The sequence below is a fragment of the Seminibacterium arietis genome (genome assembly GCF_042675725.1).
GTDB lineage: Bacteria > Pseudomonadota > Gammaproteobacteria > Enterobacterales > Pasteurellaceae > Seminibacterium > Seminibacterium arietis.
Map to the genome: position 1 here is coordinate 1 of NZ_JBHTJN010000025.1, position 21,246 is coordinate 21,246.

Annotated in this window: 23 protein-coding genes and 1 other annotated feature; of the genes, 12 read left to right on the forward strand and 11 right to left on the reverse strand. The window is 35.3% G+C overall.

Features of this window, described 5'->3' with window-relative positions; all coding sequences use genetic code 11:
* Positions 1–128 precede the first annotated feature (128 nt).
* Both ACFQ02_RS08280 and ACFQ02_RS08285 read right to left on the reverse strand, forming a co-directional pair.
* The gene (locus ACFQ02_RS08280; protein WP_380821659.1) at positions 129–851 is read right to left on the reverse strand and encodes a hypothetical protein; all 723 of its coding nucleotides are present in this window, start codon (positions 849–851) and stop codon (positions 129–131) included.
* 30 nt (positions 852–881) lie between these two features.
* On the reverse strand, positions 882–1,118 hold the full coding sequence (locus ACFQ02_RS08285) for a hypothetical protein (protein WP_380821662.1): 237 nt from the start codon (positions 1,116–1,118) through the stop codon (positions 882–884).
* 419 nt (positions 1,119–1,537) lie between these two features.
* Here ACFQ02_RS08285 and aspA point away from each other — a divergent pair, with 419 nt between their 5' ends.
* Complete coding sequence (aspA, locus tag ACFQ02_RS08290) at positions 1,538–2,953, forward strand: aspartate ammonia-lyase (protein ID WP_380821665.1); 1,416 nt, start codon at positions 1,538–1,540, stop codon at positions 2,951–2,953.
* A 111-nt stretch (positions 2,954–3,064) separates the two neighbouring features.
* Here the strand turns inward: aspA and hisB are convergent, their stop codons facing one another.
* The 6 genes from hisB to ACFQ02_RS08320 all read right to left on the reverse strand — a co-directional run bounded on the left by hisB (position 3,065) and on the right by ACFQ02_RS08320 (position 9,771).
* Positions 3,065–4,159, reverse strand: a complete 1,095-nt coding sequence (gene hisB / locus ACFQ02_RS08295) for a bifunctional histidinol-phosphatase/imidazoleglycerol-phosphate dehydratase HisB (RefSeq protein WP_380821668.1) — start codon at positions 4,157–4,159, stop codon at positions 3,065–3,067.
* A gap of 14 nt (positions 4,160–4,173) precedes the next feature.
* Positions 4,174–5,229, reverse strand: coding sequence for a histidinol-phosphate transaminase (gene hisC / locus ACFQ02_RS08300; RefSeq protein WP_380821671.1), 1,056 nt, complete (start codon positions 5,227–5,229; stop codon positions 4,174–4,176).
* 8 nt (positions 5,230–5,237) lie between these two features.
* Positions 5,238–6,527 carry a histidinol dehydrogenase gene (gene hisD, locus ACFQ02_RS08305; RefSeq protein WP_380821674.1) on the reverse strand — a complete coding sequence of 430 codons (1,290 nt, stop codon included), beginning with the start codon at positions 6,525–6,527 and terminating at the stop codon, positions 5,238–5,240.
* Positions 6,528–6,530: 3 nt separating this feature from the next.
* Positions 6,531–7,430: an ATP phosphoribosyltransferase gene (gene hisG, locus ACFQ02_RS08310; protein ID WP_380821677.1), complete on the reverse strand. Its 900-nt coding sequence runs from the start codon at positions 7,428–7,430 to the stop codon at positions 6,531–6,533.
* Between the two features lie 51 nt (positions 7,431–7,481).
* Positions 7,482–7,614, reverse strand: a sequence feature (His leader region).
* 89 nt (positions 7,615–7,703) lie between these two features.
* Complete coding sequence (locus ACFQ02_RS08315) at positions 7,704–8,456, reverse strand: class I SAM-dependent DNA methyltransferase (protein WP_380821680.1); 753 nt, start codon at positions 8,454–8,456, stop codon at positions 7,704–7,706.
* Positions 8,457–8,517: 61 nt separating this feature from the next.
* Entirely contained in the window at positions 8,518–9,771 is a 1,254-nt protein-coding gene (locus tag ACFQ02_RS08320; protein ID WP_380821683.1) for an aromatic amino acid transporter, read from the reverse strand.
* Between the two features lie 199 nt (positions 9,772–9,970).
* On the opposite strand from ACFQ02_RS08320, the gene ppa reads away from it, so the two are divergent.
* Both ppa and ACFQ02_RS08330 read left to right on the forward strand, forming a co-directional pair.
* The gene (gene ppa / locus ACFQ02_RS08325) at positions 9,971–10,498 is read left to right on the forward strand and encodes an inorganic diphosphatase (protein ID WP_380821686.1); all 528 of its coding nucleotides are present in this window, start codon (positions 9,971–9,973) and stop codon (positions 10,496–10,498) included.
* 67 nt (positions 10,499–10,565) lie between these two features.
* Positions 10,566–11,345 (forward strand): M48 family metallopeptidase, encoded by a 780-nt coding sequence (locus tag ACFQ02_RS08330; RefSeq protein ID WP_380821689.1) that lies wholly within the window; start codon positions 10,566–10,568, stop codon positions 11,343–11,345.
* Between the two features lie 62 nt (positions 11,346–11,407).
* On the opposite strand, the gene ACFQ02_RS08335 is transcribed toward ACFQ02_RS08330, so the two are convergent.
* Genes ACFQ02_RS08335 through exbB form a run of 3 tightly spaced genes read right to left on the reverse strand, consistent with a single transcriptional unit; the run spans position 11,408 to position 12,974 of the window.
* The gene (locus tag ACFQ02_RS08335) at positions 11,408–12,130 is read right to left on the reverse strand and encodes an energy transducer TonB family protein (RefSeq protein ID WP_380821691.1); all 723 of its coding nucleotides are present in this window, start codon (positions 12,128–12,130) and stop codon (positions 11,408–11,410) included.
* Positions 12,131–12,517, reverse strand: coding sequence for a TonB system transport protein ExbD (gene exbD / locus ACFQ02_RS08340; protein WP_380821694.1), 387 nt, complete (start codon positions 12,515–12,517; stop codon positions 12,131–12,133).
* A 1-nt stretch (position 12,518) separates the two neighbouring features.
* Complete coding sequence (gene exbB, locus ACFQ02_RS08345) at positions 12,519–12,974, reverse strand: TonB-system energizer ExbB (RefSeq protein WP_380821697.1); 456 nt, start codon at positions 12,972–12,974, stop codon at positions 12,519–12,521.
* A 384-nt stretch (positions 12,975–13,358) separates the two neighbouring features.
* Between exbB and ACFQ02_RS08350 the strand changes: the two genes are divergently transcribed.
* From ACFQ02_RS08350 to ACFQ02_RS08390, 9 genes are all read left to right on the forward strand, one after another.
* Positions 13,359–13,862 (forward strand): hypothetical protein, encoded by a 504-nt coding sequence (locus ACFQ02_RS08350; RefSeq protein WP_380821700.1) that lies wholly within the window; start codon positions 13,359–13,361, stop codon positions 13,860–13,862.
* An 82-nt stretch (positions 13,863–13,944) separates the two neighbouring features.
* Positions 13,945–15,480: a fused PTS fructose transporter subunit IIA/HPr protein gene (gene fruB, locus ACFQ02_RS08355; RefSeq protein ID WP_380821703.1), complete on the forward strand. Its 1,536-nt coding sequence runs from the start codon at positions 13,945–13,947 to the stop codon at positions 15,478–15,480.
* 7 nt (positions 15,481–15,487) lie between these two features.
* Positions 15,488–16,423 (forward strand): 1-phosphofructokinase, encoded by a 936-nt coding sequence (fruK, locus tag ACFQ02_RS08360; RefSeq protein ID WP_380821706.1) that lies wholly within the window; start codon positions 15,488–15,490, stop codon positions 16,421–16,423.
* Positions 16,424–16,435: 12 nt separating this feature from the next.
* A complete protein-coding gene (locus tag ACFQ02_RS08365) occupies positions 16,436–18,118 on the forward strand; it encodes a fructose-specific PTS transporter subunit EIIC (protein ID WP_380821709.1) in 1,683 nt (560 codons plus the stop codon).
* Positions 18,119–18,250: 132 nt separating this feature from the next.
* Positions 18,251–18,505, forward strand: a complete 255-nt coding sequence (locus ACFQ02_RS08370) for an FAD assembly factor SdhE (protein WP_380821712.1) — start codon at positions 18,251–18,253, stop codon at positions 18,503–18,505.
* Positions 18,506–18,616: 111 nt separating this feature from the next.
* Positions 18,617–19,195 (forward strand): RNA polymerase sigma factor RpoE, encoded by a 579-nt coding sequence (gene rpoE / locus ACFQ02_RS08375; RefSeq protein ID WP_380821714.1) that lies wholly within the window; start codon positions 18,617–18,619, stop codon positions 19,193–19,195.
* 38 nt (positions 19,196–19,233) lie between these two features.
* Complete coding sequence (locus tag ACFQ02_RS08380) at positions 19,234–19,818, forward strand: sigma-E factor negative regulatory protein (RefSeq protein ID WP_380821717.1); 585 nt, start codon at positions 19,234–19,236, stop codon at positions 19,816–19,818.
* A gap of 17 nt (positions 19,819–19,835) precedes the next feature.
* On the forward strand, positions 19,836–20,798 hold the full coding sequence (gene rseB / locus ACFQ02_RS08385) for a sigma-E factor regulatory protein RseB (RefSeq protein WP_380821741.1): 963 nt from the start codon (positions 19,836–19,838) through the stop codon (positions 20,796–20,798).
* A gap of 3 nt (positions 20,799–20,801) precedes the next feature.
* A complete protein-coding gene (locus ACFQ02_RS08390; RefSeq protein ID WP_380821720.1) occupies positions 20,802–21,233 on the forward strand; it encodes a SoxR reducing system RseC family protein in 432 nt (143 codons plus the stop codon).
* Positions 21,234–21,246: the final 13 nt, after the last annotated feature.

Genomic DNA, 21,246 nt, shown 5'->3' on the forward strand with positions numbered 1-21,246 from the left:
CGACACGGTCATCTACTTACAACGCCGTGTCGTTGTGTGCCCCCCATTATAGTCAATTCTTAATCCTATGCAACTACTTTTTTACTTTTTTCCAAAAAAAATTACCAATTGACCAAAATAACATCAAGTTATTTACCTAATGACCACTTTTGGAAATCTTTCTCGTTAAAAGGATCAGGGTGATTTTCTTTCATTCTTTTATAATAAAAACAACCTGTCTTGCCATATTTTTCAAAAGCTGTCCCTTTAAATGCCCCTTTATTACTTGATTCACATAGTGCTTTCATCTTCTTCATCGCTAAAGGCTTATTTGGAGCGACAACATACTCATCCTCATTTCCAAGTCCATTATAAGTAGTTATATATCGTTCTAATAAATTGTCTCCTAGCTCAGTTGATTTTTTAAGCCACTTATAGGCTAGTGCATTATCTTTACCCATATAAGAATCTGCTAGGAAAAAAGTTGCGAAGGCTCTCATAAATACAGCAACTTTATCGGAGTTTTGATACTCTCCATTCGACCAAATATATTCATTCGACCAATCAGCTACTTCTTCAAGTATTTTTAGTGATTTCAGGTCAGCTTTTAAATCAGGGCTCTCGCGAGTCAAAATAGCAACAAACATAAGCTTCGCAAAAAATTTATCTCTTTCATTTATCTTTGAATTCTCTATTCCTCTTTGAAGCAACATAAGTGCTTTATCCCTATTTATTATTATCTCTTGTCCTGGACAAACCTCTGCCATCCCCCCATACATTAAAGCTAAATCAAACATTGCAGAGTTAAAGACAGCGTCATTTATTTTCATATTTTTCAGAGCGTCTGCAACTTCCCCTTCAAGAAAACTCATTACACCATCATAGTCACTTTTATCGCATAGTTATTTACGCTTAGGAGCCAAAGCATCAAATAGCTTTTCTCTATGCTTAAAAGTCAAAGCATAAAATAGCTGCTCTTCATTTAAAGCATCAAGTTCTGAAATATCCTCCGCTTTTACAGAGTTATTATCTACATAATCTACGATTCTTTCCGATACAACAGGCAATGTGTTACTTAAAACAGAAAATGAACTACTTAAAAAAGTAGCAAAAATTAAAACCTTATACGCCGTTTTCATTATTTACTCCTAAAACTCTTTTATTTTCATTGAAATTTGATCCAAAACAAGCTGAATTGTACTCCAAAAATATAATTACACACAGCAATTTTATAATGCGATAAATTCGCAGTGATCGATCATAAAATTTTTTCTATCTTCAATTGATTGAATAAATTATGATTATATACTGTTTTTTTACACAAATGATTATACTAATTATTGTGTAGATACAATACATAATGATGGGATAATGTATAGCTCAAAAAATCTCAAACTGTTTTCCATGATCACTAAGATTGATTAAAAAAACTAATGAATTTAATTAGTTAAATGTCGGTGAAGAAGATTAAAAATGTGATAAAGATCACATTTTTAATCTTTTTTCTTCTCTATAATACATAACGAAAATCATCCAATTGAGAAAAAGGAGAACAATCATGTTAACAAGAACTGAAGTTGATTTATTAGGCGAACGTGAAGTGCCTGCTGATGCTTATTGGGGAATTCATACTTTAAGAGCGGTCGAAAATTTTAATATTTCTAATGTTACTATCTCAGACGTACCAGAATTTGTACGTGGAATGGTAATGGTAAAAAAAGCTACCGCACTCGCTAATGGAGAATTGGGTACAATTCCAGCACATATTGCTAAAGCTATCGTTAACGCTTGTGATGCTGTGTTAGTAGACGGTAAATGCATGGATCAATTCCCTTCTGATGTATATCAAGGTGGGGCTGGCACTTCCGTTAATATGAATACTAATGAAGTAATCGCTAATCTTGCTTTAGAGATTTTAGGGCATAAAAAAGGAGAATATCAACATTTAGATCCAATGGATCACGTCAATGCTAGCCAATCTACAAATGATGCTTATCCAACTGGATTCCGTATCGCTGTATATAACAGCATTATGAAATTAGTTACTAAGGTCCTTTATCTACAACAAGGTTTTGAAAATAAAGCGAAAGAGTTCGAAAAAGTACTAAAAATGGGGCGTACCCAATTGCAAGATGCTGTACCAATGACTGTTGGGCAAGAATTCCAAGCTTTCTCTGTACTGTTAGATGAAGAAGTTAGAAATTTAAAACGTGCAGCGGAATTGTTATTAGAAGTAAACTTAGGGGCAACTGCAATAGGTACTGGACTAAATACTCCAGAAGGCTATGCTGAACTTGCAGTGAAACGCTTATCTGAAGTTACTGGACTACCTTGTGTGAAAGCACCAAACTTGATCGAAGCTACCTCTGATTGTGGTGCTTATGTAATGGTACATGGTGCATTAAAATGTACTGCAGTGAAATTATCTAAAGTTTGTAACGACTTAAGATTGTTATCATCTGGACCAAGAGCTGGCTTAAACGAAATCAATTTACCTGAATTACAAGCTGGATCATCAATCATGCCAGCGAAAGTAAATCCTGTCGTACCAGAAGTAGTTAACCAAGTGTGTTTTAAAGTGATTGGTAATGATCTGACAGTTACTTTTGCATCAGAAGCAGGACAATTGCAATTAAATGTGATGGAACCTGTTATTGGACAAGCGATGTTTGAAAGTATTGATATTCTTGCTAATGCTTGCGTGAATTTACGGGATAAATGTATCGATGGTATAACTGTTAATAAAGAAGTTTGTGAAAGCTATGTGTTTAACTCCATTGGTATTGTTACTTACCTCAATCCGTTTATTGGACACCATAATGGTGATATTGTTGGTAAAACTTGTGCGAAAACTGGACGTAGCGTACGTGAAGCCGTATTAGAAATGGGATTACTCACTGAATCAGAACTTGATGATATTCTTTCTGTTGATAATCTAATGTGTCCAACTTATAAAGCAAAATTAATGAAATAATTGTATCATTTAATTATGACCGTGAATTTGATAAAAATTCACGGTTTTTTATTGTAATTAACTATCTAAATTAACATAAAACTCTTAAAAAAATACCGCACTTTTTATTTTTTACAACATTCCTTTTGAACTTGGAAGTTCATTTCCTTCAATACGAATCGCTTGGCGTAAGGTTCGTCCAAACACTTTAAATAAACTTTCAATTTTGTGATGATCATTATCACCTTTCGTTTTTAAGTGTAATGTTGCCAATAAGGTAAAAGCAATAGATTGAAAAAAATGTTCTGTCATTTCAGTGCTGAAATCTCCGACTTTATCTCGTTTAAATTTAGCGTTAAATTTGATATAAGGACGACCAGAGAGATCCAATGCACATTCTGCTTTACATTCATCCATTGGTAAAACAAAGCCAAAACGAGCAATCCCTCTTTTATCACCAAGTGCTTGTTTTAATGCTGTTCCTAAAGCAAGAGCCGTATCCTCTACGGTATGATGCTCATCAATATGTAAATCGCCTTTACAGTATATATTCATACGAAAGCCTCCATGAGTAGCAATTTGATCTAACATATGATCAAAAAAACCAACTCCTGTATGAATATTATTTATACCCGTTTCATCAAGCCAAACTTGTACTTTTATATCTGTTTCTTTAGTTTTTCGTACTACTTCTGCATAGCGTGGAGTGCGATCTCCGATATTAGTTACTGGTTGTGATAACAATTTCTCTGCAATTAAATTCCAATTAAGTTTTTCAGGGTGATACTGTAAAGCTCTAATACCTAAATTTTTTGCTAGCTCAACATCTGTAGCACGATCGCCAATGACAAAACTATTGCTGGGATCATATAAATTTTTATTAATGTACTTTTGTAATAATTTTGTTTTCGGTTTACGACAATCACAACCGTCTTCAGGCTTATGAGGACAAATTAAAACATCATCAAATTCAATCCCTTGCGATTTAAATAACGCCATCATTGCATTATGTGGTTTATCAAAGTTAGCTTGAGGAAAAGAATCGGTACCCAATCCATCTTGATTACTGACCATCACAAAGCGATATTTATACTTTAATTTTAACAGTGCTGGGATAACATTCGGCTCAAATTTCAGTTTTTCTAAGCTGTCAATTTGAAAATCAGTTTTAGGTTCATCAATCAGCGTACCATCTCGATCAATAAATAAAATAGCTTGTTGTTTCATTGTAACACCTTCACTTAACACATTGATTTAATTAAATTAATCAATTTACTATTTTCATCATCTGTACCAATAGTAATACGAATACAATTCTGTAATCCTAAAGCTTGATGCTGATTACGAAGAATAACACCTTTCTCCCAAAGCCATTTAAACGTTTCATTACCGTTTTTAAACTTGACTAAGACATAATTAGCTTCAGTAGGGAAAATTTTTTCAACTTGTAGTAATTCAGTCAATTGATTAATCAAAAAAGTGCGGTCATTTAATAGTTTTTTTACTCTACTTCGCATTTCTGCTACTTTTTCTGCTGACAATGCTTGAGTGGCAATATCTGACACAGGCACTGGTAATGGGTAAGGTGCAATTACTTTTTGTAAAATTTGAATAAGTTCAGCATTGGCAATAGTAAAACCGCAACGCAAACCAGCTAACGCAAACGCTTTGGAAAGGGTGCGTACAATCGCTAAATGTGGATAATTTTTTAGTTCATTGACAAAAGTTGCTTGCGGACAAAATTCAATATACGCTTCGTCAATCACCACAATAGCTTTATTTCTAGTCATTTCAAGCAACTGAATAATATGAGTTCGCTCAATTAAATTACCTGTAGGATTATTCGGGCTACACACAAACACCACTTTTACACCAGAAAGATTATGATCAATTTCCGATAAATCTAGTTGAAAATCAGTCGTTAATGGCACAGTTTTTACTTTTACGCCACAAGTCTCGGCACTTACAGCATACATTCCATAAGTAGGAGGACAATACAAAATAGCATCTTCAGCTTCACAGAATGCTCTAATGAGCAACTCAATGCTTTCATCGCCACCTCTGCTGACTAATAAATTTTCTACTTGTACTCCCACATAGTTTGCATAGGCATGCAAAACATTTTGTGGTTGAGGTTCTGGATACCGATTGAAAGTGCGGTCAGTTAAATTAAAATCTGGCGAAACTGAGTATTCATTCGCATTTAGCCATACATCGCCCTTTCCACCTAAACGACGAGCAGATTGATATGGAGTTAAAACTTGGATATTTTTTCGAGCTAGTTGTGCAATACTCATAATTTTCCCTACTTGTATAATTTAGCTAAACGAATACTCACTGCTTGTTTGTGAGCATCCAACTGTTCCGCTTCAGCCATAATTTCAACAGTTCTAGCAAGATCTTTAAAGCCTTGTGGCGTAAGTTCTTGAACTGTCATTCGTTTGCTGAAATCTGATAATCCTAAACTGGAATAAGTGCGAGTATAACCGTAAGTTGGCAATACGTGATTTGTTCCACTCGCATAATCTCCCATACTTTCAGGAGAATATGCTCCTAAAAAGATTGACCCAGCATTGTCCAAAAATGGTAGCAACGCACGAGCATTTTCTGTTTGAACAACTAAATGCTCTGGGGCATATTGATTACTAATTTCTACGCACTGACGAAGATCTTCAGCAATGAAAATACGACTGTGAGAAAGTGCTTTTCGAGCAGTTTCAGCTCGCTTCAATAATACCAATTGATTATCAATAGCTTGCTGTACTGCTGTAGCCAGTTCTTCACTTGGGGTGACTAAAATAACTTGACTATCTGCACCATGTTCTGCTTGAGAAAGTAAATCACTGGCAACAAAATCAGGATCAGCAAATTCATCTGCTAATACTAGCACCTCTGATGGACCTGCAGGCATGTCAATTGCTGATCCATTTAACATTTGACTCACTTGACGCTTAGCTTCGGTAACAAAAGCATTACCTGGTCCAAAAATTTTATCTGTTTTACTAACCGTTTCTGTACCTAATGCCATAGCTGCAATAGCTTGTGAACCACCTAATGTATAAATAGTATCCACACCACATAAATTTGCAGCATACAAGATTTCGTCAGAAATAGGCGGGGGCGAACAAAGCACAATTTTTTTACACCCTGCAATTTTAGCAGGAATGGCTAACATCAATACCGTAGAAAATAGCGGAGCAGAACCACCTGGTATATATAGACCTACGCTGTTAATTGGGCGAGTTAACACCTGACAACGCACACCACTTTGAGTTTCAATATCAACAGATGCTACTTTTTGAGCCTGATGAAAAGCAGTAATATTACGTTTCGCCTTTTGAATTGCTTCCTTTAACTCTACAGGTACTCGCTGACTAGCTGTTGAAATTTGTTCATCAGTAACGGTTAAACTTTTCAACTGCACTTTGTCAAATTTTTCTGTCAACTCAAATAATGCTTGGTCACCTTTTTCTTGCACTAAATTCAGAACTTTTTCTACCGCACTTTTAATACTTTCAGAGGCAGATATAGCGGGTCTTGTTAGTGCTTCTTGCTTTTGTTGATCGTTTAAATTATTCCAAATTAGGGTTTTCATCACTTATTCCATCATTTTTTCAATCGGTAATACTAATATTGAACTTGCACCAGCTGCTTTTAATTGTTCCATTGTTTCCCAAAATAAATTCTCTTGACTTACTACATGCATCGCTACTTTATTATTATCATGTGCGAGTGGTAAAATGGTCGGATGCTCGACTCCTGGTAAAAGTGCGGTAACTTTTTCCAATTTTTCTTTTGGAACATGCAACATAATATATTTACTTTCATTAGCCTGTTGCACGCCTTGAATACGTGTAAGTAACTTATCCACAAGTGCTTGCTTTTCTTCACCCAACTCTGCTACACGCTGAATTAGACAAGCTTTTGATTGATAAATCACTTCAACTTCACGCAAGCCATTAGCTTCTAACGTTGCCCCTGAAGAGACTAGATCACAAATTGCACTGGCTAGCCCCGCTGTAGGAGCAACTTCGACAGAGCCTGTCAATAAACAGTTTTTAAATGGCACATTTTGTTGTTGCATATAACGCTTTAATAAATTTGGATAAGAAGTGGCAATACGAGCATCTTTTAAATCTTCTATACTGGAATAAGGTACATCACGTGGTAGGGCAATAGATAAACGACAAGCTCCAAAATCAAGTCGTGTTAACATTTTATATTGCACTCCTACACCTGCAAATTTACACCCTAACTCTTGCTCTTCTAATACATTTTCACCAATGATCCCTAAATCTACAACACCATCAAAAACTAAACCTGGTATATCATCATCACGCACTCGCAAAATATCAAGAGGCATATTCTCTGAATATGCAATCAAACGCTGTTCATTCCAATTAATTTTTACACCGCATAATTTAAGTAACGATTGTGATTCCTTACTTAAACGCCCTGATTTTTGTATTGCGACACGAAGTCTCTTACTATTTGACATGTTTTTCCCTCACTATAAATTTCATTTTTTATAATTAATAACCTCAAGTTATAAAAAAACCTCTCAGAAGAGACTTCCGAGAGGTTGAATTTTTTATAGTTTACCGCATTCATTCACTCGGAAGTTTTATCTTCCAAGCAACACAAAACGCCTGAAAGATTAATCAGGTGAATGGTGATGATGAAAACTGCGATTAATAATCATGAATGGTAAAATCCTCAAAAATAACTTCTTCTCAATCTACTGCCAAAACAATATTTTAGCAAGCTTTTTTTAAATTTTTTTTGCTTTTATAAACAATAATACAGGTCGATGTTGCAAATCTTTAAATTCAGATTGCCATTTTTCATCATCTACTAACATTGGTTCAACTAATTTCTCAATTTTAAATCCTGTTTCAATTAAGTTATTAATAATGGTTGAAAGTGTTCTATGATACGTAACAAAGGTTTGTTCAAACCAATTACGATTACGTAATCCCTCGTCACGATAATGATTGAGGCGATAAGCAACAAATTGTTTGTTTTGATCTTTTTCCCAACGCTTACCATTCTTAAAACAAGTTACAATAGGATGTTCCTGCGAAAAGATCAATTCTCCGCCTTTTTTTAATTTAGCGTAAATGTCAACTAAAAGTGCGGTGAAATTTTCCACATAATGAAACGCAAAAGAGCTTGTGATCACATCAAAATTCTGTTCAGGTAACTGTGCTAAATCTTCCATTGGCATTTCATATAAAGCAAATTTAGTTTTTATTCCACAAAATTTATGCAAATCCTGCTTCGCTTGTTTTAACATTTCTGCAGATAAATCAATCCCAACTACAAATTTTGCTTGCTGTTGTAAATATAGTTGCAGATGCTCTCCACAACCACAACCTAAATCCAGTAATTTTTTATCTGATAAATTAGGCAGCAAAGAAAGCATCGTAGGCTTTTCTACAACTTCATTTAAGCTTTGAGGATTCGACCGCATTTTTTGATACAGCTGAAAAAAGCCTTCGCTGTCGTAAATAGATTTTTTCATGTTATGTAAAATTTCAAAAGTGCGATAAAAATTTAAAAAATTACCGCACTTTGTAGCCTAATTAACCTAAAAATTGTGGTAGCAGACCAAATTCACCTGCTAATTGTGCAATAATGTTAAGGATGCCAAATAAGCTTATAAAATATAACATCAATTTGCCTCCATACACACGATAATCACTTTTAGCAAATTTTTTCCGACTTGCACGCACTAGTAATACTGGCACAATAACCGCCCAAATAGTAGCCGCTAAGCCTGCATATTGAATAGCGCTCACAAATCCATAAGGAAATAATAAACTTAGTATTAAGGGAGGACAAAAAGTGATCAATGCAGTTTTAGTGCGACCAGTTAGACTATCATCAAATTTAAATAAATCTGCAATATAATCAAACAATCCCAGCGTTACTCCTAAAAAAGAGCTAGCAATTGCCATATAAGCAAAGAATCTTAAAATAATACCTATATATTCTGTCTTAATATAAGCACTAAGAGCTTCTAGAAGAGTAGCAACGTCACCGTTTTTCGCAATCACGGGAGCAAACTCGGAACGAGGTAAATTGCCTTGAATCGCTAATTGCCATAGAGTGTAAATAATTAGAGCGATAAAAGTACCGATAAAAACTACTTTCACTATTTGACTACCATTACGATCATAATATTTTACTAAACTCGGTATATTTTGATGAAACCCAAATGATACTAAACACACAGGAAGAGTCGTTAAAACGTAAGGTAGATACTGTGTTTCACCTTGTGTAATAGTATCAAACAACACTTCACTTCTTACTTCTAGTACTAGATTTGCAGTAGAAAGGAAAAATGAAATAACCATTCCTACAATCAATACTGTGCTAAAACGGTCCACTGCTTTAGTAGAAAACCATACTACAATAGCCAGCACAATACAAAATAGCAATGATGCAAAAGTGCGGTCAATTACTTGTAAATTTCCGTCGCTCAAAGATTGATTAATAAAACTTTCTGTCAATCCACCGCCAGAAGTAATATAAGCGTAAGTTAAAATATATAATACGAAGGCTACTGATAATCCATTGATAATGTTCCAGCCCCTACCAAGCAAGTCTTTGACTACAGTATCAAAACCTGCACCACTAGGGTAGTGTAAATTAGCTTCTAATAACATCAGCCCTGATGTTGTCATGCAAAACCATGTATAAATCAGCACAATAATAGAACCAACAAACCATACACCAGCCGTTGAAGTTGGGTTAGCTAACATACCTGCACCGATGGTTCCACCTGCAATAATCATAGCACCACCAAGAATTGAAGGGATTTTTTTATTCGACATAAATTAATTTCCATTTGTGATTTTAAATTTGCACTATTATAGTAGTGCAAATTTAAAAAGCAATACTCAAATTTATAAAATTTCAAACCACATTGCTCATTTTCAATATCTATTGGCCGTTTCTCGAATCTCGACAAATCCCAGTCAATGAGGCTATAATTAGAGAGCTTATTGAACACTTAGAAAGAAGGAAAATTAAATGGGTTTAGAACATGTTCCTGCAGGCAAGTCGTTGCCTGATGATATTTATGTTGTGATTGAGATTCCTGCCAATTCCGATCCTATTAAATATGAAGTAGATAAAGAGTGCGGTGCATTATTTGTAGATCGCTTCATGGCCACTGCAATGTTTTATCCTGCTAACTACGGTTATATCAACAACACTCTTTCATTAGATGGAGATCCTGTTGACGTATTAGTACCAACACCTTATCCACTACAACCAGGTTCTGTAATTCGCTGCCGTCCTGTAGGGGTACTAAAAATGACTGACGAAGCTGGTCAAGATGCGAAGTTAGTAGCCGTACCACATAGTAAGCTCACTAAAGAATATGACCACATTAAAGATGTAAATGATTTACCTGCATTGTTAAAAGCCCAAATTCAGCACTTCTTCGAAAGCTATAAAGCTTTAGAAGCAGGCAAATGGGTCAAAGTTGATGGCTGGGACAATGCAGAAGCGGCAAGAAAAGAAATTTTAGACTCCTTTGAGCATGCAAAAAAATAATTTAAAAAATACCGTTCTTAAAAGAGCGGTATTTTTGTATAACATTAAGTAAAGTGGAACCTATATCATGTTTTACAATATCAAAAAAATATTCTTCTTCATTCCTGCTATTACTTTATTTTTAGCGTCTTGTGCCGATTCTATCACTGTAAATGAACAAGCTGCACAAAGTTATCGCCAAACTATCAACGAAGCAAGAGCAAAAGGAATAGTGGATGTAAATTCTCTAACAGCAAAACGAATTCATTATGTATTTAATGAAATGAAGCCTTATGCAGAATATGAAAATCAAACTGGGCAGCCGTTTAACTGGCAACTCACCGTTATCAGATCAAGAGAGTTAAATGCTTGGGCAATGCCAGGTGGAAAGATGGCATTTTATACAGGCTTAGTAGATATTTTAAACTTAACAAATGATGAAATTGCTACTGTAATGGGACATGAAATGGCTCATGCTTTAAAAGAACATGGCAAAAAACGACTCAACATGGGACAGTTTACTAATGTATTAGCTGAGGTTGCTCATGTAGCATTATCAACTCAAATTGGTGCTAATAACAGTGGACTTATTATAGGATTAACTAAAGACTGGGTATTAGATAAACCCTATTCTCGTAGTGCGGAAACCGAAGCAGATGAAGTGGGTTTGATGCTTATGGCAAAATCAGGCTTCAATCCCCAAGCAGCACCTAAATTGTGGGATAAAATGAGGAGACTCACACCTGGGTCACAAAGTGTAATAGTGGCTCTCTCCGCTACTCATCCTAGCGACGAAGAACGCCAAGAAAATTTATTAAGACTAATGCCACAGGCTATGGCAATTTATCAACAATCTAAAAAGCAATGATTTCTCACTAAAAGAGCGGTGCATTTCTAATAACTTGTGAATGCACCACTCTTTTTTAGCTATTAGCGAAGGCTAAATCTGACAGGCACAGAATGTGCAGAACCCATTCCAGCAGGACGAGGACCTACTGGTCTCGCACTTTTCACTGCCGCCATAGCCGCATTATCTAAATCTTCTACTCCTGAGGATTTAGAAACATGAATATTGCTCAACACACCATCACTGTTAACAGTAAAAGCAATTGTAGCAACGCCCTGTCTTCGCATTAATCTCGCTCGCTGCGGATAGCGTTTGTTACGTTCAATCTCTCGACGTAATGCACTAATATAAGCACTAATCTGATCCGAACTTGCTCCATTTCCTAGCAAATTAGGATTGTTCGAATTTTGGGCAGGTCCTGTTGCTGCCGCATTAATTTTTGCATCAGAATCTACTGTTCGATCCCCTTTTGGTAAATCTTTCTTCGGTGGTTCTTTCTTCTTAGGTTTTACTTTTGGTTTTTCTTTTTTCTTTTCAGGTTTCGGCTTAACTGGCTCTGGTTTAACCGTTGGATCTGGTATTTCTTCTTTGATTTCAGGTTCTGGCTCAACAATAGGTTCAGGCTCAGGTTCTTCCACTATCATCCCCATAATCATTTCTATAGAGATATTAGTGTCATAAACTTGTGCAAAATGTCCATTGGCACTGTCATTCGTTTTGAAGGAGTAATATAAAACACCTAAAATTCCTAAATGAAATAGTAAAGAGCCAAAGAAGCCAAGCCAAGAATTTGTTTTATTTTTCATCTACTTGCCTTTTTCTTTCATGGTCACAATAGCTACATTTTTAATTTCATTTTTTGCCATTAAATCAGTCAAAGAAACAAAGTCTTGGAAACTGGATTTTGCATCCACTTTTAGCGTCACTTTTTGATCTTTAGCCCAGGTTGCCACTTCTTTCTCTAATTCATCTACTGTTACTGGTTTATCATTAAAATAAACCTTTCCATTTTCAGTAATTGTTAATAATTTAGCTAAATCGTCAGATTTAAATGCTACTGTTGTGCTTGCTTTAGGCACATTTACTTGTATTTTACCCTGAGAAATAAAAGAAGCAGTAATCAACACTATCGCTAACAATACCAACATAATGTCGATAAAAGGAATAATATTGATCTCATCAAATTTTTTCACATCATGCCCCTATATTTTTTTGACCATTCAACGCTTTCCATTTAAGGCGATTCACTTCAACTTTACGTCCTAAACCGTTGTAACAAACCATTGAGGGAATTGCGACTAAAATCCCTACGGCGGTTGCCTTTAATGCTAATGACAAATTCAACATAATTGCAGCTGCATCAATATCACCGCCAGAATTTCCTAGTTCATAAAAAGTTAATAAAATCCCGATTACTGTTCCTAATAACCCCACATAAGGAGCATTCGAACCTATGGTTGAAATAATAGTTAGATTGCGATTTAGATCGATATCTAACTCATGTATATTTGTATAATTAATTACCTTAACTCGACTTAGAAAAATGAAGCGTTCAATAACAAACCAAACCATAATGAAGCTCATCAATGCAAGCAATCCAAGAATAATATAGTCAACATAACTGTGTAAAAATGCAAATAATTGAGGCATTTGATACGTCCTTAAAATACAACGTTAAACTAAACATGAACAGTAATCGCTCATCACTACTCACTAACATAATATTATTGAGAATTAATCTCAATTAGAGGGCGAATTTTAGCAAATTTGATACAAGGGGTCAAAACTTAGTTTAATAAAATAGAGAATAGATTGTTTATTTTATTTTTTAACATTATTTAATAAAACAAACTACAGTTTTACTATATTTTTATTTCTAACATTTACTATCTTTTACTAAAACTTAACAACGACAGGTCTGACAAGAAGTTAAGTCAACAATATTTAGTCCCATATGTTGGATCAAAAAAACATTATTTGTATAATGAAAACAATTTAAATGGATTTCATAGACAATATAATATAGACAATATCATGGTTAAAATTCTCACACTAATATTATCTATCAGCTTACTTATAGCATGTTCGTTCTCTAGTGATAACCAAAAACTCATTACTAATCTCCCACAACATAAAATTGATCAAAAATCTCATGCAACGTCCTATGCTGCAACAATTCAAACTTATTCTGGAAGAATACACAAGGATTATAACGTCAACAATTTTATTGCAGGTGTAAACGATTGGTATTTAAAAAGAATTCTACTTTCTGCTGAACAAATTAAACAATCTCTTTATCAAGGTTCACATGGTAGCAATATTTATGCCTATTACAGTGGAGTATTATTTGCTTCAGCTTTACAGCAAAATTTTAATAAGTTAAATCCAAATTGCTGGAAATATATTGAACAACAAAGTGTAGTACAAGGAATTTATGATGCGATGAGAGATTTGCAAACACAAAAAGTTCGCTCATTAAATGATGACTACTTTATTAAAGGTACTGAAGAAGTACTAACACTTTGTACTACAAAATAATTCATCTTGTTGAAACGACTAAAAATTTAATGAGATGAGAGCATGATTTACAGAAATTTAGTTATTTAATTTAGGAGATAAAATGCTTAATTTATCAGAAAAAAATGTTCATTTATCGGCACAAGCTGAAAATAAACAAGAGGTAATTAGCTTAGCTGCAAATGCCTTGGAGCAAGCAGGTTATGTAGAATCTGGCTATCTAGCAGGTATGTTAGAACGAGAGACACAAACATCAACTTACTTAGGCAATGGGATTGCAATACCTCACGGAACAGTAGCAACTCGTTCAATGGTTAAAAATACAGGAGTGCAAATTTTTCAATTTCCACAAGGAATAGAATGGGGAGAAGGTAACAAAGCTTACATTGTAATCGCAATCGCCGCTCGTTCTGACGAACATTTATCACTGCTTCGTCGTCTTACTCATGTATTAGCTGACGAAGAAGCCGCTAAAAAATTAGTTGAAACGAGAGACTTTACTGAATTTAAAGCAATCCTGACAGGTAAAAGTCGTGATGAAAGTATCATAAATTCAGAGACTATAAATTTGAATATTGATACCAAAAGTTTACTTACTCTTACTGCAATCAATGCTGGTGAACTACAAAAACAAAGTGCGGTTGATAATACATTTATTTCCGAAGTTATCTCTACATCTGCCTTGCCTCTAGGACAAGGTCTTTGGATTACAGATGCTTTAGTTGGAAACAAAAAAAATGCAATTGCCTTTAGTCGTGCTAGTGCAGAATTTACTCACAACGGAAAAAAAGTACAGGGCGTGTTAACTGTTTCTGCAATTAATGATCAAATTAACCAAAAATTAACTTATTTATTAAAACCAGAAGTGCAACAAATTCTATTATCTGGTACTTGCGACCAAATTCTCACAGCTTTTGGTATTCTTTCTACCAATTCAACACAAGAAAACCATTCTAATAAAACAGAACATTCAAGCGTCCAGTCAAACAATACGCCTTCTGTCGGGTCTGTTATTGGTTTATTTACCATTCGAAATGAGCATGGTTTGCATGCTAGACCAACCGCACTTTTAATCAATGAAGCAAAAAAATTCAACGCAAATATTACTGTAGAGAATATTAGTCGAAATACAGCTCCTGTAAATGCGAAAAGCTTAATTAAAATTGTAGGATTAGGTGCGACACAAGGGCATCGTCTACGCTTTGTTGCAGAAGGTGATGACGCAATGGCTGCTATAAAAGCCATTGGGCAAAGTATTGCCGCTGGCTTAGGTGAAACACCTTCTATGACCTCATTATTAGAGGAAGATAGTATTGAAGAAGTATCGACAACAGTAGCTCCAGTTGCCGAAGAAATTACTGGCAATAGTGTTGAGGGAGTTTTTGTAATAACAAATGAACATGGTTTACATGCTCGCCCTGCAACAGCACTAGTGAATGAAGTAAAAAAATATCACTCTTCTATTGCAGTACAAAATTTAGATCGGTTAAATCCATTGGTTAGTGCAAAAAGTCTCATGAAAATCGTTGCATTAGGTGCAGTGAAAGGTCATCGTTTACGTTTCGTTGCTAGTGGAGAAGATGCTCAAGAAGCAATTGAAGGGATAGGTAATGTGATCGAGAGTGGCTTAGGCGAATAAGGAAAATATGATGAAAGTAGCAACTATTACGTTAAACACTGCTTATGATTTAGTTGGACGATTAGATCGTATTAACTTAGGAACTGTAAATGCAGTAGAAACACTAGGATTATTCCCTGCAGGTAAAGGGATTAATGTCGCTAAAGTATTAAATGACCTAAATATTCCTGTTTGTGTAGGAGGCTTCCTTGGAAAAGAAAACCAGAAAGACTTTGAGCATATGTTTGCTTCTCTTAAATTAGAAGACAAATTCCAACGTGTCGATGGAAAAACACGAATCAATGTTAAACTAACTGAAACTGACGGTGATGTAACTGATTTCAATTTTTCAGGTTATCAAATTACTCCTCAAGATTGGCAATCTTTTGTTGCTAATTCTCTTGAATACTGTCAACAATTCGATTTAATCGCTATATGTGGAAGCATCCCCAAAGGTATCTCACCAAAAGCATTTAGTGATTGGCTTACACAATTAACAGATTTAAATATCAAAGTTATTTTAGATACAAATAAGACCGCACTTACTGCTGGATTAGACGCTAAACCTTGGCTTATCAAACCAAATCAACATGAACTTGAGGAACTAATTGGGCATGAACTTCCTGATCTAAGTGCTATCAAACAAGCAGCAGAAGTAATTAGAAACAAAGGAATTGCTAATGTAGTTGTTTCACTAGGAGCTGAAGGATCATTATGGCTAAGCGATGAAGGAAACATCATTGCTTGCCCACCAAAATGTGAAAATATCGTCAGCACTGTTGGTGCTGGTGACTCTATGGTAGCGGGTCTTATTTATGGTCTAGTTAATCAACTTTCACAGCAAGATACGCTTGCTTTTGCAAGTGCGGTATCAGCATGGGCTGTTTCACAAAGTAATGTGGGAGTTACCAATCCCGATTTATTAAAACCTATACTAGAAAAAGTCGAGATGACTTCAATTTAAGGAGAAATTGTGATGAAAATTTTTCTTATGCAGAATGCTCAATTAGGACATGCAAAAACTTTTTTACTTCAGCCAATTATGGCAGTAGCAACACAGCAACAAGAATGTGAATTGATTGATAATATAGAAGATAGTGAGTTAGTTGTGGTTGTTGGTGACCAACTACCATTTGACTCAAGATTAGAAGGCAAAAAAGTATTTGTCACTCATGTGGAACAACTATTATTTTCACCTGAAGATACTATTAAACAGGCCCTCACTAAAAAACAAGATTATGTTGCACCAACTGAAAAAAGTGCGGTTCAAAATAGCGAAAGTTCTTCAATCAATAATACCGTCAAAAATATTGTTGCAGTAACTGCTTGTCCAACTGGAGTTGCTCACACTTTTATGTCAGCTGAAGCAATTACTAAATATGCTCAAGCTAAGGGTTGGAACGTTAAAGTCGAAACTCGAGGTCAAGGGGGGGCTAAAAATATACTTTCAACTGAAGATATTACTGCTGCGGATTTAGTTTTTGTAGCTGCCGATATTGATGTAGATCTCAGTAAATTCAAAGGAAAACCACTATATCGTACATCTACTGGGCTAGCACTGAAAAAAACAGCCCAAGAATTTGATAAAGCATTCCAACAAGCAAAAATCTATGACAGCTCAGATCAGTCAACACAGACGACTAAAGATACAGAGAAAAAAGGACTTTATAAACATCTGATGACCGGCGTTTCTCATATGCTACCGCTCGTAGTTGCTGGAGGACTACTGATTGCTATTTCATTTATGTTTGGAATAGAAGCTTTCAAAGACGCAACTATTGCGGGAGGATTACCTACCGCACTTATGGAGATCGGTGGTGGTGCTGCCTTCCATCTAATGATCGCTGTATTTGCTGGCTATGTTGCATTTTCCATTGCCGATCGACCTGGACTTTCAGTTGGTCTAGTTGGGGGTATGCTCGCAACAACAGCGGGGGCGGGAATTTTAGGCGGTATTGTAGCTGGTTTTCTCGCAGGTTATGTTGTCAAATTACTGAATAGTAGTATTCAACTGCCAGCAAGCCTAAGTTCACTAAAACCGATTTTAATCCTACCACTCTTAGGATCAGCAATTGTAGGTCTTGCAATGATCTACTTAATCAATCCGCCTGTAAAAGCACTAATGGATTCATTAGTTAATTGGTTGAACACAATGGGGCAAACTAATGCAATTGTATTAGGCGTAGTGTTAGGCACGATGATGTGTATAGATATGGGCGGTCCTGTAAACAAAGCTGCTTATACTTTCGGTACTGGTTTAATCGCATCAGGTGTTTACACTCCTATGGCTGCTATTATGGCTGCTGGTATGGTACCGCCGATTGGTATGGCAATTGCAACTTTTCTTGCTCGCAATAAATTTACTTCAAGCCAACGTGATGCAGGTAAAGCCTCTTTTGTTTTAGGACTATGTTTTATTTCTGAAGGAGCTTTACCGTTTGTAGCCTCAGATCCAATCAGAGTAATCATCTCTAGCATTATTGGCGGAGCAGTTGCTGGTGCAATATCTCTTTGGGCTGCAATTGGTTTACAAGCACCTCATGGTGGTTTATTTGTAATCCCATTTGTTAGCGACCCTAAAACTTATTTGCTTGCTATTGCGGTAGGTGCATTGCTAACAGGTGTTATTTACGCTGTCATAAAACCAAAAGAAGAGTAATATTTCATTTAATCAAACTAAAACCCAATTGCTCGTTGGGTTTTAGTTTTAATCAAATTAATATTTACACTTTATCTAGCCATTGTTATGATCAGAAAATATGAACTTTCACAGAATTGAAAAGGTAATCCAATGAATAAATATAATAAATTTCGTATTGAATGGGATTGCCGTCGTGGCATGCTAGAACTAGATAAAGTTATTATGCCATTTTTCCAGCAACATTTTGATCAACTACCAACAGAAAAAAAGGAAGTATTTTTGCGACTATTAGCTGCAACAGACTTACAACTTTTTTCGTGGTTTTTTAACAAAGTACCTGCTCCAGATCTTGAATTACAGCAGATGATCACCCATATACATAACACATTAAATTTGACTGATTAGTCATTTTTAACCAGAAAAATGAACTTTTAAATTTTACGACACTCTAACAGTTAGATGTAAAGCTTGCTGTATTAAATATTAGGGCTTGTCAGAAGTAATATAAGAGGTTGTATGGCTGAACAGCTAACAGATCAGGCTTTGGTAGAAAGAGTACAGCAGGGAGATAAAAAGGCGTTCAATTTGTTGGTATCGCGTTATCAAAATAAAGTTGCTGGACTATTGACCCGTTATATATCTCAAAATGATATTCCTGATGTCGTCCAAGAATCATTTATAAAAGCGTACCGCTCTATTGATTCGTTTCGTGGCGATAGTGCTTTCTACACTTGGCTATATCGTATTGCAGTAAATACTGCAAAAAATTATTTGACCGCACAAGGTCGTCGCCCGCCCAATGAAGACATCGCAGCAGATGAAGCAGAAAGCTATGATGTGGGAGCGAATTTAAGAATTGTAGATACACCAGAAAACGAAATATTATCTAGTGAATTAAAAAAAATTATTTTTGATACCATTAGTAACTTACAAGAAGATCTAAAGACTGCAATCACGCTGCGGGAAATTGAGGGGTTAAGTTACGAGGAAATTGCAGAAATAATGGATTGCCCTGTAGGTACTGTGCGGTCTCGCATTTTTAGAGCAAGGGAAATTATTGAGAATAAAATAGCACCGCTACTTCAACAACATTGAATGAAAACGGTATCAACATGAATAATTCGGAGTTTGATATGCAAAAAGAATTGCTTTCTGCTTATATTGATGGTGAATATGTAAATAACGAATTGACAGATGAAATCTGTCAAAATAAAGTTTTACAAGAATCCTGGGCTAATTTTCATACTATCCGCTCTGTTATGCGTCAAGAAAGTAACGTACTGTTGGGTGCAGATTTTACAGCCAAAATAGAGATGCTAATTGAACAAGAACGCATTGAAATTGCTTCTCCTACTGTTTCACAACCGACGCAAAAAGAAATTAACAAGTTCTCTTTTGTTAATAAGTTTAAATCTTGGTTTGTTCCAATGACACAAGTCGCTGTTGCAGCAACCGTGTGCTTGGTTACTGTAATAGGTGTACAAACATTTACTACAAGTAAAACCGAAAAAGAACATCAAGATATGCCTGTATTGCAAACTTTACCTTTTAATAATTCTGTTCAAGCTGTCAGTTATAACACTCCAACAAATAATGTAATAACACCATCTCAACTTGAGCAAAAAAATAAACGCACTGCCACTATGCTACAAAATTATGAATTACAAAGACGTATATATGCAGATGGATTAAGCTTACAACATCATAATGAAAAATAGCTATTAATAATTTTATGATATTACAAAGATCACAAAAACTGACCGCACTTTTTTTCACTTTTTTTATTTCGTTATTTTCTCTTGCTCAAGAAAAAACTGCTCCTCGTCAGTTACTAGAGAACATGCGAAAAGCAAATGAGCAACTTGATTATGAAATTGCGTTCGTACAAACGACCCCAGTAAATATGGAGTCGTTGCGTTATCGTCACGTTAACCAAAATGGAAAAATTTACGCCCAATTAATCACGTTAGATAATGCACCGCAGGAAATTGTTCAGCGTGGTAATATAATCAGTTATTTCCAACCTAATTATCAAGTATTTTCTCTGCAAGGCAGTCAAATTGTCGATAATTTACCCTCTATTATGTGGAGCAATTTTGATTTATTAAGTAACTATTATGATTTTATAAATATTGGACGAAATCGTGTTGCTGATAGAATTGTGCAAACTATTCGGATCCTACCAAAGGATGACTTTCGTTATCAATATCTAGTTTTTATTGATGAACAGAGCAATCTCTTGCTACGTAGTGACATGCTAGATAGAGAAGGAAATTTATTAGATCAATTTCGGGTAGTCAATCTCCATATTAATGAAGGGTTGGATGATCTTCCACATTACTTAAATAACATAACATTTCCTCCTCTAATTTCTCGAGTAGAGCCTTCTGAGGTGACGAATATCCCTTTTAGCTGGAATCCAGAATGGTTACCAAAAGGGTTTAAATTAATCAATAAAATGCTTAATCAAGATAAAGAAAATCAAATTGAAAGTTTGCTGTACAGTGATGGGCTTTTCTCATTTACATTGTATTGTGGTCATTCAATCATTCCCAATATTCCAGAAAATGCTTGGAAACAGGGTTCAACTACATTCTACAGCGAGACCAAAGAAAATAAAGAGTTTACTTTTATTGGTCAACTGCCACTCTCAACGGCGAAACGCATTGTGCAAGATATTCGATATTTAAGTAAATAACGTATGCTAAAAGAACATGCTGTCGTAATCAACTATAAATCAACTACTGCAACTGTAAAGTGTCAATCTAAAACAGCTTGTGGTGAATGTGCGGCAAAAAGTAGTTGCGGTAGCACCGCACTTTCACAACTTAACGGCAGTAGTAAGGAACATATCTTCACTATCGAAAGCTCTATCCCCCTACAAAAAGGACAAATTGTTGAAATTGGTCTACCTAAACATAGCTTAATTTCGTCAGTTTTACTACTCTATTTTTTACCTCTTTCCGTCATCCTCATCAGTACGTTAGTTGCTGATTATCTATTTCAACGAGAATGGCAAAATGTAGTTTTTATCTTTTTTTGTACCGCACTTTCCTTTATTATAGTACGCCTAATTGCTAAAAAATTACACCAAAAATCAAATTACCAACCAATTTTACTTCGAATAAAATAACATATAGGGATTA

Coding starts and splice junctions, on each gene's coding strand:
- ACFQ02_RS08315 (WP_380821680.1), bottom strand. CDS start 8,456: ATGAAAAAATCTATTTACGACAGCGAAGGCTTTTTTCAGCTGTATCAA.
- ACFQ02_RS08330 (WP_380821689.1), top strand. CDS start 10,566: ATGTTTTACAATATCAAAAAAATATTCTTCTTCATTCCTGCTATTACT.
- hisB (WP_380821668.1), bottom strand. CDS start 4,159: ATGAAACAACAAGCTATTTTATTTATTGATCGAGATGGTACGCTGATT.
- rpoE (WP_380821714.1), top strand. CDS start 18,617: ATGGCTGAACAGCTAACAGATCAGGCTTTGGTAGAAAGAGTACAGCAG.
- ACFQ02_RS08365 (WP_380821709.1), top strand. CDS start 16,436: ATGAAAATTTTTCTTATGCAGAATGCTCAATTAGGACATGCAAAAACT.
- ppa (WP_380821686.1), top strand. CDS start 9,971: ATGGGTTTAGAACATGTTCCTGCAGGCAAGTCGTTGCCTGATGATATT.
- fruB (WP_380821703.1), top strand. CDS start 13,945: ATGCTTAATTTATCAGAAAAAAATGTTCATTTATCGGCACAAGCTGAA.
- ACFQ02_RS08390 (WP_380821720.1), top strand. CDS start 20,802: ATGCTAAAAGAACATGCTGTCGTAATCAACTATAAATCAACTACTGCA.
- hisC (WP_380821671.1), bottom strand. CDS start 5,229: ATGAGTATTGCACAACTAGCTCGAAAAAATATCCAAGTTTTAACTCCA.
- ACFQ02_RS08380 (WP_380821717.1), top strand. CDS start 19,234: ATGCAAAAAGAATTGCTTTCTGCTTATATTGATGGTGAATATGTAAAT.
- ACFQ02_RS08335 (WP_380821691.1), bottom strand. CDS start 12,130: ATGAAAAATAAAACAAATTCTTGGCTTGGCTTCTTTGGCTCTTTACTA.
- ACFQ02_RS08280 (WP_380821659.1), bottom strand. CDS start 851: ATGAGTTTTCTTGAAGGGGAAGTTGCAGACGCTCTGAAAAATATGAAA.
- ACFQ02_RS08350 (WP_380821700.1), top strand. CDS start 13,359: ATGGTTAAAATTCTCACACTAATATTATCTATCAGCTTACTTATAGCA.
- hisD (WP_380821674.1), bottom strand. CDS start 6,527: ATGAAAACCCTAATTTGGAATAATTTAAACGATCAACAAAAGCAAGAA.
- exbB (WP_380821697.1), bottom strand. CDS start 12,974: ATGCCTCAATTATTTGCATTTTTACACAGTTATGTTGACTATATTATT.
- fruK (WP_380821706.1), top strand. CDS start 15,488: ATGATGAAAGTAGCAACTATTACGTTAAACACTGCTTATGATTTAGTT.
- ACFQ02_RS08285 (WP_380821662.1), bottom strand. CDS start 1,118: ATGAAAACGGCGTATAAGGTTTTAATTTTTGCTACTTTTTTAAGTAGT.
- aspA (WP_380821665.1), top strand. CDS start 1,538: ATGTTAACAAGAACTGAAGTTGATTTATTAGGCGAACGTGAAGTGCCT.
- ACFQ02_RS08370 (WP_380821712.1), top strand. CDS start 18,251: ATGAATAAATATAATAAATTTCGTATTGAATGGGATTGCCGTCGTGGC.
- ACFQ02_RS08320 (WP_380821683.1), bottom strand. CDS start 9,771: ATGTCGAATAAAAAAATCCCTTCAATTCTTGGTGGTGCTATGATTATT.
- hisG (WP_380821677.1), bottom strand. CDS start 7,430: ATGTCAAATAGTAAGAGACTTCGTGTCGCAATACAAAAATCAGGGCGT.